Raw genomic sequence first — 10818 nt, 5'->3', positions numbered from 1 at the left:
GTTAAAAGTTAAACTTCAAGTTTTTATTCAGGACGAATGTACTGATTAACTAATTTTTTGGGGAAAATTAGTTAACCCATCATTATAACATATAATTAATTTGCAAGAGTTCTAATGTTGAGCGCCTGATTGTAATCGGACAGGGCGAGGTCGGGTTTCTCCTGTTGTTCGTAAAGAAACCCGCGATTGAGGTAAGCCTCGGCGTATCGGGGATCAATGTTGATCGCTTTGGTGAATTCAGCGAGGGCGAGATCGTATTTTTCCTGTTGGATGTAGTCAACTCCCCGGTTATAGTGGCCGATCGCGTCTTGATTGTTCCCTTGAGCGATCCGGGTTTCGGCTGGTTGTCGGCTCTCTAGCGCCATGACGGGGCGAACAGTCGCGAGAGTGGAAAGGCTGATTAGGCTAACGGTGGTAAGAAGGGCAAAGGATTTCATGGCTAGTTCCTCGGTGGGGATGATTTGAAGTTTTACTTAATTTTATCGGCTGCTTTTTTGGAAATATGCAGAATAGGGCGAGCAATTTTTTTTGTTTCGGATACAAAGGGAAAAAGTACCGCAATCGGGAGTGCTTTGTTGTCATTTAGTGAAAAATACTTGTTTTTTTCGATGCAATATGGTAGGCAAATCCCCGACGATTAGCGATGTCCAATTAATTTGCCTCAGTTGTCAGGGCTTTTTTTGCCCAAAAAGCCGTAGGTTAGGTTGACGTAAGGAAACCCAACTATAGACCCAAGGAAACCCCACAAAAAGCCATGAGAAGCGATCGCTCATTGAGACGGGTTTAGGTGTTGGCTGTTGGGTTTCGCTTTCCCCTAAAATTGAGAGGTTTTCTTTAACCGATTGATTCGCTCAACCCAAGAAAAAGGACTAGACCTCTGTTGTATTCATCGCGTTTTATTAGCGGTAAGCTTGACTGCGATGTTCAATGAGTAAGACAATAACTTGAGATTGACTATCATCAACGATATAAATAACCCGATAGTCTCCGACTCGGAAGCGATACTTCCCAGCAAATTCTCCCTTTAATGCTTTAATTTGAGGGTGATTTTTGGGCGTTTCTTGAAGAATCTTTAAACACTTAGCAATCTTCTTTCTCAAGACTGAATCAGCTTCAGAATAAACTTTATTAGCTTTAGCTGTTAAACAGACTTTATAAATCATCTGAGTTTTTCCAATCAATGAGACGACCTGATTGTAAATCCATTTCAGCTTCTTTTAATTTTTCTATGATATTGGGAATTTCTCTAATTTCTTGGGTTGCTTGCTCACTCTCTTTATCTGATAAATAAGCAGCAAATTCTAGAATAGTCTTTAAATTTTCTAATGATAAGGTTTGGAGATATTCTTGAATTTTTTGCTGCATCAAATCAATCTGTGCTAATGTTTCAGAATCTAAAAAATCTTCTGAGGTCGAGAGATTTACTTGAACGTCAGTAATAGTCATAGTCTGATAAATTGCTCCTTTTAAGTTGATTATATATATCTTAGCGAATTTTTTAAGTTAGGGCTTGCTACCTTGTAATCTAATCTGGGAATTGATGACACTCGGCGATTCGCGTCTGGAGAGGTAATGTTTCTCCCTCTACATTTATAGTACCCCAGGAGAGTCCTCCCACAGAATCAATACCACTGGCTACTTGATAACGGATCCAGAACGGTTATTAGTGACGCTTGAGTGAAACCCAACCACACCAATGTCGTTAAGAATGTTGGGTTTCATTCAAATCATTGAATCGAGCAGCTTTCTCCTAAGTATTAAATCCCTCAACCCAACCTACAAGCTCTTATTACTAAAAATGCTCTCAAATATTTCACGCTTGACTCTAAAGTTAATTTCTCCAAGTCTTTGATAAAAACTCTCCAAATTTTCAATTTCTATCTTTTCTTCTTTGAGAAGTTTACGAATAACCGCTAAAGTTCCTTTAACATTCAATCCTAAACGTATTGCTTCTTTTCTTGCGGCAAAGTCATCAAGGACGATATAATCGGTTTGTAATTCTATTCCTAAAGTGATGGCATCAGATTCACCTTTCCCTAAACGTTCATTTAAACTATTTGCTAGAGAGATTAATTGAATATTTAGCATGGTTAATTTCTGTTGATCGATCAGCTTATTAAGAGTCTCTGAAGATTGATCTTGTTTGGCATTAATTTCCTGTTGTACGGTTACAGGCAAATAAAAATTATCATCAGAATCTAGGAATTTTTCTAAAAAGCCTAACCGAGACAAAAAGAGTAAAGGAGAAGAATTGAAAACAATTTTCATGGAGATTACCAATTTTTTTCTCTATCTATGTCTTCCGTAGTAAGATAAGAAAAATCGATTCCCATTAATTCTAAAATTTTCAAGAACATTTCTGTATCCATTTCCATTACTTCTGCTGCTTTATGAAGACTGATGATACGAGAAACTAAAGCACCCACTACAAAAATAAATTGTTCTTTTTGTTCAATATTATCAAATAATTGAATTTCGGCGGCGATTTCTTGAAAAGTGGTCGAAGTATTCATTGTCTTGCTAAGTTTTATTAATTAAGACAGACCTAACCCAATTTTAACACCAAACCAAGCCAACATTGAGTGAGATGCTCGAAAGAACAACATCAATATCTAAAAACACGGGATCGACTTTAATTTTGCCGAGGAATTGTCCTAAGTAGGTGGGTGGAATTAAATATAAGATGAACGTAGGTTGGGTTGAAGCATGAAACCCAACAAAAAGTCATCCGAGGTTTTCCATCTCCTCGATAATTGCCATTGTCTCAACACTAACGGTACACACACGAGTCAATAAGTCAATAACTTTGTCTTTATAATTTACAAAACGATAACTATTAAATTTCTCAGCGATGGTTTTATCTTTGGGTTTCTTTTCTTTGTATTGATCCAATACCCATTCTAACGCGCAACGATTACCGAGTTTATATTCCCAAGCAGTTGCGGGGATTTTTTCGAGGGTGGTGACATCATCAAGAATTATTTTTCCTGCGGGTTTATCTGCTTTCAGTTTTGGGGTGGGATTATCTTTGCTAGAGGGAATATCAACGCGGGTTAACGGATAGGGATTGACGGTTTCATAGTTGATATGCAGATGGATTAATTTTTCTCCCCAGTTTACCCATTGTGGGAAGTTTTCATACAAGGGAATACGAGGAAATTCTCGCTTGAGATTTAATTCGTATTTACTGCGATATGCTGGATGATGAAGGACTGCATAGGTATAGCAGAATGCCAAGAATAAGCGGTGAGAATGGTTAGTTAAATTAACCAACCTCTCTGAATGCCATGTTCAATTCCACCAGTCCAATCCATTGTTAAATGTTCTCTTACTGCATTAAAAAGGTGTTGTATAACTAGATGATTAATTGAATTTTTGACATAATTTTCTTTATATCGTAATTCGCGATCAGTATTTCTTTGTTGACGAAGTACATAAATCTGATCGACTTTATATTTCCTTAAATTGACATCATCTGATAGTTTAATCCATTCCATCACTACAATATATAAACTATTAGGATTGCGTGCTTTTAAGTCTTCTGCCGCTCGTGAAGAACCTTCCAGCATAGTTTTATCTAAATAAGTTTTGCATTCGATAACAATCACTGGCAGATCGAAAATATGTGTTTCAGTATTATTGGTGATTTTCACCTCAGAATAACTATCTGGATCATCTTTTGGTGAAAAAGATGATAACTGCTCTGTCGGATTATTTTGTGCCAGGGGATAAGATGATTCTAGAGATGCTTTAATTGTTGTACCGATAACAAAATCATGATCCTTTTTCTCAATACGAGCGTAAGGACGCTTGAGCATTTCTGAATAACTGGGAGGGACAAAGAAAATGTCTTTGAAAGTGTGTGATTTACCAATTAAAGTATTCTCACCAAAATCACCAATTAAATCTTTAAATAAATAGTACAAAAATTCCTCAAGTACCGTTGAATGAAGATTGGAACGAGAGTCAAATTTTTCTGCGTAGTGTTGTTGATCGATAAAATCTTTATAAATTGACAGCAGTTTAACTCGTCTTTGCAAAATTTTATTGTCTCGCTCTGTTGCTATTGAAGTCGGTCCGACTAATTTATAATTAATGCGACACCACTGATCATATTTTTCTCGTATTTCACCAAGAAATCGCTTACTTTCAGCATCTTTATACTTTTGAGGGTGGTTTTCCTTTTGTTCAAGATTAGAACCGTGAACTAGAGGATTTCTACTGGTTTTGGACATAAATTTAACTTTTCTTTAATATGTAATGCTATGGAACGAGCGAGGAGAGGTGGTACAGCATTACCTATTTGATTGTACTGACAAAGGAATTTTTCGTCAAATCTTTTTTCTCTATGTAATAACTTTTGAGAAACCACGGTTTTTTTGCCAAGAAAACGGTATTGATCGGGAAAAGATTGTAATCGCGCACCCTCACGAGCAGTTAAATTACGATTTTGGAAAGGATGCAGAAAATTAGCATAAAATGAAGCTGTAATTGTATGAGATGGTTCGTAGGGATTTAAACGACGATTATTTTGATCATAGCAATGGGAAGATAACTCCCCATTGCTACTTCTTCGTCTAGGTTTATGTTCTTGGGGTACATCAGAACTAGATTCTCCCCATTTAATATGTTTAAAACGTTCAACAAGTCTTGCTGAATGTTCCATAGCTACATGATTATATAATACATCACTATTATCCCTTATCCATGTTTGATAGCTGTTTTGAGTGTCACAAATATACGACTGTTCTTCTTGTCCTTCTCTCGCATTTAATAAAGGTAAATCTGAGATAGCATCCCAGAGATTAATAGCAGGATTTAAGGTCTCTGTTTCTAACAAGGAAAGTTGACGATTACCTCTATCATTGTATAACTTTAACGAATGACTAATAGTGGGGATTCCAATCTTTTTTCCACTGGTATTTCCCACAATAAAAACTCTTTCTCTGGACTGAGGAACGCCATAATTAAGCGCATTTATTAACCATACCTCTACAAAATAACCAAGCTCAATAAAGGTGCTTTGTATAATGTCTATAACTTTTAAATTGTCGCTATTTTTGCGAGATAAAATTCCTTTGACATTCTCTATAATGAAAGCTTTCGGTTTTAGGTAATCTATCCAACGAGCAAACTCTAAAAACAAACTATTCCTCGGATCCTGAGGATCTTTATGTGCCGGACCAGCAATACTGAATCCTTGACAGGGTGGACCACCAATAATAACGTCTGGTTTAAAAATACACACTTTCTTGACACTATCTTCAGTACAATAATCACGAATATCATGTTGAAGAACTAGCATTTTAGGATGATTGTAACGCAAAGTATCACAAGCCCAAGCATCTATTTCCAGTGCTAACGGCACTGAATAACCTGCCATTTTAAATCCTAGTCCGAACCCACCGGCTCCAGCAAATATATCAATTGCTATTGGTTGTTGTATGAACATATAATTTAACTTTTGTCAACAGATGAGATGATTGTGTGGTTCAACTACTAATCCTCTTCAAATTTTCCTTACTTTCCCAGTAACCCCAGTCTAATCTTAAAGCATCTTTGACTGTACCATCGGGATAAACCAACTTTCCTGACTTGTTGCGATAATCTAATTCCGGGATTAATAAAAAATCACGGGTTTTACAGTATTCATTTAAAAGATTCTGGAAAGCAACCCTTAAAGAAGTTTCTTTTTTACTGCCTCCAAATTGAATAATTTTATCGACTTCGCTATAGTATTGCTGGATGAGGAGACGAGACATAGCAGAAAAATTAGAGATTGAGGTGATTATCTTTATTATTCCCGAAAAAGCTAGAAAAATCTCACAGGGTGAGCGCATCTCAAAAACTATTGACAATTGGCCAATTTTGTGATCAGCGTGGGCATTTCCAGTGATACCAGTCAATCAGACTCCCCTCTCCCGTCCCCCCTTTTTTTGCTCCCCGATGTCGGGAGGGGTTGGGGGGTTGCCTCTTACCTTCAGTAATTGATAACTGATTAAGACTTCACTCCCAGATTAAAGAAAATCGTTCCCCGACGCACAGAATTTTCACTACCTTGGCTGCTAATAGTAAGAGAACGCAGATTATTAAATAAAGGCTTAATCGACAATTCTAACACCCGCACGATCGGGAATTTCGATTCGATAACTGGCTGTAATTGTCGCCAATCGATGTAAAAATAACCATCATTTTCTGCGGGTAAAGCAGTAATTGCCTGTCGAAACTTACCACTGCTTAAAATCGGGTTTTTCTGTGCAGATAAAGCTAATCCCATCGCTTCCACAGAACTAGCGATAATTTCATAATTATCGACTCTCGTATGCACTCCCGTCACGATCATCTCTAGTTGCGCTTTTCCCCCTGGGACCGCCGTGGTTAACTTTGTCCAAGCTGTCACCGATCGATCGAGTAAAGGCAGATTAACCACATTATAGCCGCGACTGCGGGCCAACTCGTCCAAATGAGCGATCGCACTGTCCACATCCACCCCTGTCACCCGTTCCCCTAGAAAAACACTATCGGGTTCCATCCCCTTTGAACTAGGCACGAGAGCGAGGCTATATTCGCCTCTAACCCAGCTAAAAACGTCTTCAGGCAAATTTAAACCTAAAGGCGACTGGAAGCGGTTTAAGACCTGTGTTATTAATTCCTGTAGGGGACTATCTGCTTCTAACCCCTCCTCTACCTGAGTCCAAAAACGATTTAAATCGCGACTAGCGGCGACTAAAAGGCTATTTTCGCTGATAAAAGATAATGCTCCCACGGGACTAGATAAAATTGGTGCTTGGTTATCCTGTCCTAAGACCCCAATTAAGGCGGTTTGAGCGACTATTCCCCCGGATTTGAGCGTAAAAGCCGTGGCTAATCGTTGTTTGGCTTCGGGACTCTCCGGGACGGGTTGATTAGCGATCCAAGCCGATAACGTGGGTAAATTGCTGTAAACGATAGCTATACGCGGTTCAGTGATATTTTTTATTGCTTCTTGGTAATCGGGGCTATTTTTTAGGTTTAAATCCGGTACTTGCACGTTATTGAGGGCCTCGCGCAAAACCTTGATATTATTGGCAAAAAGCACCGTATCCCCGACCACGGCACTAGCGAGAAAACGATTATTATCTCCTGTGGTCAAGGGACGTTGATAAATAAGGTTAATTCCCTTGTAGGTTTCAAAAACTAGGTCAAATTTGCCTGAAACTGCCTGTTTTGAGTAGGAAGCTTGCAGAAATTCCTTAGCACTTTCACTATTTTTACTTTGAATTGCCAAAAGATAACCCGGTTGGATACCATTATCGGTATTGCGATCGAAATCTAGGGAAGTAACAGCGAGGGTAATTTCCTCCCCTAACCAGGGTTTGATTTCCTTTTGATAATTCAATCCCGTTTTACCGAGGAGAGTTTTTTCTAAATCCTTAATTTCTTGGTGGGAACGTCGTCGATTAGCCGGTGTAGCGATTAATTGACCAAAAGACTCCAAACGTTCGGGATTGACCAACAAGGATACCATAACCGGGGCCTGTTTCGGCACAAAAATCGCCGCCGTCGGTTCCCGCATTACTCCACCTTTGAGCAAAGACAGCGGACTATCGGCGAGAATCCAAGCAAAACTGGCTGTAGCGACTCCTAGGAGAATGATTACCGTCGCACCTAAAATATAGAAAAACGATCGCAATTTCACAACCTTGCCCCGAGATGAACCATTAGCTATTTTAAGCCAGCAGATGACCCAAGAATTTCGATCGCTACAATTCTTACCAGACTGACAACCGATAACTCGCCACCGATAACTAATTTTTACCAGCCTTTTTCCGCTTGAGCGAGGACATAATTAGCTACAGTTTCGATATCTTCAGCGCTGAGACGACCACCGAAAGCAGGCATCGCCCCCATACCTTTGGTAACTTGGGTAACGATAGCTTCAACGGAATCTTTGCCGTATTTAACTAAATCCTCTTTTTTCAGGGTTTTAGCGGCATTAACCACGTTTTTACCGCCCATGTGGCAGGAAGCGCAGTTAGCACTGAAAATCGAAGCCCCATCAGCTAAAGCGGGACGAGCCATACCGAATGTAACCACAGCCAAGAGCAAGCACAGGGAAATTAATAATCTTTTCACGATAGGTTCTCCTCTATTTCTCAAGAAATTCCCCAACCATCGTCAGAAAAAAACGGTTTTCTTGTCAAAAGACAAGCTGTCAAACTTCGTGTAGAATTAATCCATGGGACAGTTAAAAGCAAACTTTTACTTTTTTGTCAAAAGACAGGCTGTCAAACTTGTCATCTTCCCTCGTGTAAAGGATTAACAAGCATGAAAAAATTAGGTTTATTGCTCGCTACCGTGGTGCTAGTCGTCTCTAGCTTCTTCTTCAACACTGCCGCCGCTGCTGCGGAAACCTTCACGGTTAAGATGGGCGGTGATGCAGGTACACTACAATTTGATCCCCCCACCCTGACTATTAAAGCAGGAGATACGGTGAAATGGGTCAATAACAAACTTTCTCCCCATAACATAGTTTTCGATAGCACCAAAGTTGCCGAAGCTCAAGCCAGCAAATTATCCCACAAAGGTCTGGCTTTTTCCGCCGGTGAGTCCTTTGAAAGCACTTTCAGCGAACCGGGTACTTACACCTACTACTGCGAACCCCATCGCGGCGCCGGTATGGTCGGAACGATTACCGTTCAGTAATGATCCGATTTTAGCCAAAAATAACTCGCGGTTAACTGCCGCGGGTTGTTTTTTGGGAAGTGGGGTGTGGGGTGTGGGGAGAACAAAGATGCCTTTTGTCTTTTGTCTTTTGACTCCTGAAATATAAAGTCTCGATTACAAAACTCACTTGGGAGCAATTCTCACCCCACCATAGAAACAGAAGCCCGTAGGAAAATCAGCCATGAAAGAACACGATGTCGTTATAGTGGGCGGTGGGTTAGCAGGATGCCGCGCCGCCTTAGAAATCAAACGCCTCAACCCGACTATCGATGTTGCTGTCGTTGCCAAAACCCACCCAATTCGTTCCCACTCCGTCGCTGCCCAGGGAGGTATCGCCGCCGCTCTGCAAAACGTTGACCCCAAAGATAATCCCAAGGCCCACGCCTACGATACTGTCAAAGGTTCCGATTTTCTGGCTGACCAGGATGCGGTGGATATCCTCACCCGAGAAGCCCCCGAAGTTATCATCGAATTGGAACATCTAGGCGTGTTATTCTCCCGTCTCGAAGATGGACGCATTGCCCAAAGAGCCTTTGGCGGTCACAGCCATAACCGTGCCTGTTACGCCGCCGATAAAACCGGTCACGCCATGCTGCACGAATTAGTCAGCAATTTAGGCCGTAATCAGGTAAAAATCTACGATGAATGGTACGTTTTGCGTCTTATCCTCGAAGAAGGTACAGCTAAAGGAGTAGTTATGTACCAAATCGCCACCGGACAGTTAGAAATCCTCCGGGCAAAAGCAATTATGTTCGGGACGGGGGGCTATGGTCGCGTTTATAACACCACCTCCAACGATTTCGCCTGTACGGGAGACGGTTTAGCTTTATCGGCAAAAGCGGGTATTCCCCTAGAAGACATGGAATTTGTCCAATTTCACCCCACTGGACTCTATCCCGTCGGTGTTTTAATCTCGGAGGCGGTCCGGGGTGAAGGAGCTTATTTAATCAATAGCGAAGGTCGTCGTTTTATGGAAGATTACGCTCCCTCGCGCATGGAATTGGCCCCCCGGGACATCACTTCCCGCGCCATTACCCTAGAAATTCGCGCCGGCCGGGGGGTAAATCTGGACGGTAGCGCCGGAGGCCCCTTTGTCTATCTGGATTTACGCCATTTAGGCCGGGAAAAAATTATGAGTCGCATTCCTTTCTGTTGGGAGGAGGCCCACCGTCTCGTCGGTGTCGATGCGGTAGAGGAACCGATGCCTGTACGTCCTACAGTTCACTATTGTATGGGAGGCATTCCCGTTAATACCGATGGTCGCGTTCGCTTAAGTGCCGATACCCTCAGCGAGGGCTTTTTCTCCGCCGGGGAATGTTCCTGTGTCTCTGTTCACGGGGCCAATCGTTTGGGCAGTAATTCCCTGTTAGAATGTGTGGTCTATGGGAGAAGAACCGGCAAATCGATCGCTAAATACGTCGAAAAACGCGCTTTTCCCGTCTTTAATTCCGATATTTACCTTCAGGATGCGAAAGAGGAAATCACCGCTTTATTGACCAAAAAAGGCACGATTCGCATCGGTCAACTGCGTCAGCAATTCCAAGACTGTATGACCCAACATTGCGGCGTTTTTCGCACCGAAGCGACTATGCGCGAGGGAATTAAACAAATCGGCGAGTTAAAGCGCAAATACGAGCAGATTTACCTGGATGATAGGGGGGATTGCTGGAATACGGAACTAATCGAGGCCTGGGAATTACAAAGTCTCATGGTGGTGGGGGAAATTATCCTCACCTCTGCCCTCAATCGTCAAGAAAGCCGAGGGGCCCACTCCCGCGAGGATTTTCCCCAACGGGATGACCAAAATTTCCTTCAGCATACCCTCGCCTATTATTCCCCCGACCGCATCGATATCGACTATATGCCCGTGGTGATTCAGGATTTCACCCCCGTGGAACGTAAGTATTAACCTCTGGTCGGACGGTAAATGTAAAGGAATATTACAAACTCCTTGGCATTTACCGAGATTTAGTTCTATAGTAGATAAAGCAACGCGGGATAGAGCAGTCTGGTAGCTCGTCGGGCTCATAACCCGAAGGTCAGTGGTTCAAATCCGCTTCCCGCCATTACTTATAAAGCCGGTAGTTAAATCCGATTTCCCATTAACAAACG

General features: G+C 41.5%; 11 protein-coding genes, 1 tRNA gene and 2 pseudogenes. 3 read left to right on the top strand and 11 right to left on the bottom strand.

The window, feature by feature from the left end; all coding sequences use genetic code 11:
* Positions 1-95: 95 nt before the first annotated feature.
* The 11 genes and pseudogenes from EWV84_RS00925 to petJ all read right to left on the bottom strand — a co-directional run bounded on the left by EWV84_RS00925 (position 96) and on the right by petJ (position 8115).
* Complete coding sequence (locus EWV84_RS00925) at positions 96-437, bottom strand: tetratricopeptide repeat protein (RefSeq protein ID WP_287075791.1); 342 nt, start codon at positions 435-437, stop codon at positions 96-98.
* A gap of 462 nt (positions 438-899) precedes the next feature.
* Positions 900-1163 (bottom strand): type II toxin-antitoxin system RelE family toxin, encoded by a 264-nt coding sequence (locus EWV84_RS00920; RefSeq protein WP_002733470.1) that lies wholly within the window; start codon positions 1161-1163, stop codon positions 900-902.
* Positions 1153-1446 (bottom strand): hypothetical protein, encoded by a 294-nt coding sequence (locus EWV84_RS00915; RefSeq protein WP_287075789.1) that lies wholly within the window; start codon positions 1444-1446, stop codon positions 1153-1155. The genes EWV84_RS00920 and EWV84_RS00915 overlap by 11 nt, the downstream gene beginning before the upstream one ends.
* 330 nt (positions 1447-1776) lie before the next feature.
* Positions 1777-2268 carry a PIN domain-containing protein gene (locus EWV84_RS00910; protein WP_287075787.1) on the bottom strand — a complete coding sequence of 164 codons (492 nt, stop codon included), beginning with the start codon at positions 2266-2268 and terminating at the stop codon, positions 1777-1779.
* 5 nt (positions 2269-2273) lie between these two features.
* Positions 2274-2513 carry a UPF0175 family protein gene (locus EWV84_RS00905; RefSeq protein WP_158198648.1) on the bottom strand — a complete coding sequence of 80 codons (240 nt, stop codon included), beginning with the start codon at positions 2511-2513 and terminating at the stop codon, positions 2274-2276.
* Positions 2514-2724: 211 nt separating this feature from the next.
* Positions 2725-3231 (bottom strand): annotated as a pseudogene (locus tag EWV84_RS00900) (type ISP restriction/modification enzyme); the annotation flags it as partial.
* A 29-nt stretch (positions 3232-3260) separates the two neighbouring features.
* The gene (locus EWV84_RS00895) at positions 3261-4235 is read right to left on the bottom strand and encodes a Bpu10I family restriction endonuclease (protein WP_287075786.1); all 975 of its coding nucleotides are present in this window, start codon (positions 4233-4235) and stop codon (positions 3261-3263) included.
* A complete protein-coding gene (locus EWV84_RS00890; protein ID WP_287075785.1) occupies positions 4208-5452 on the bottom strand; it encodes a DNA cytosine methyltransferase in 1245 nt (414 codons plus the stop codon). The genes EWV84_RS00895 and EWV84_RS00890 overlap by 28 nt, the downstream gene beginning before the upstream one ends.
* A 64-nt stretch (positions 5453-5516) precedes the next feature.
* Positions 5517-5762: pseudogene (locus tag EWV84_RS00885) on the bottom strand (hypothetical protein); the annotation flags it as partial.
* 236 nt (positions 5763-5998) lie between these two features.
* Positions 5999-7678 (bottom strand): DUF3352 domain-containing protein, encoded by a 1680-nt coding sequence (locus EWV84_RS00880; RefSeq protein WP_287075784.1) that lies wholly within the window; start codon positions 7676-7678, stop codon positions 5999-6001.
* Positions 7679-7794: 116 nt separating this feature from the next.
* Positions 7795-8115, bottom strand: coding sequence for a cytochrome c6 PetJ (gene petJ, locus EWV84_RS00875; RefSeq protein ID WP_002796336.1), 321 nt, complete (start codon positions 8113-8115; stop codon positions 7795-7797).
* 192 nt (positions 8116-8307) lie between these two features.
* Here petJ and petE point away from each other — a divergent pair, with 192 nt between their 5' ends.
* The 3 genes from petE (at position 8308) to EWV84_RS00860 (ending at position 10772) form a co-directional block, all read left to right on the top strand.
* A complete protein-coding gene (gene petE, locus EWV84_RS00870; protein WP_002774547.1) occupies positions 8308-8685 on the top strand; it encodes a plastocyanin in 378 nt (125 codons plus the stop codon).
* A 202-nt stretch (positions 8686-8887) separates the two neighbouring features.
* The gene (locus tag EWV84_RS00865) at positions 8888-10615 is read left to right on the top strand and encodes a succinate dehydrogenase/fumarate reductase flavoprotein subunit (RefSeq protein ID WP_287075783.1); all 1728 of its coding nucleotides are present in this window, start codon (positions 8888-8890) and stop codon (positions 10613-10615) included.
* 83 nt (positions 10616-10698) lie between these two features.
* A tRNA-Met gene (locus EWV84_RS00860) sits at positions 10699-10772 on the top strand.
* The last annotated feature ends 46 nt before the right edge of the window (positions 10773-10818 follow it).

This window comes from Microcystis sp. M_QC_C_20170808_M3Col, from assembly GCF_007095505.1.
Taxonomy (GTDB): Bacteria; Cyanobacteriota; Cyanobacteriia; order Cyanobacteriales; family Microcystaceae; genus Microcystis.
This window is presented reverse-complemented; position numbering and strand designations above follow the sequence as displayed.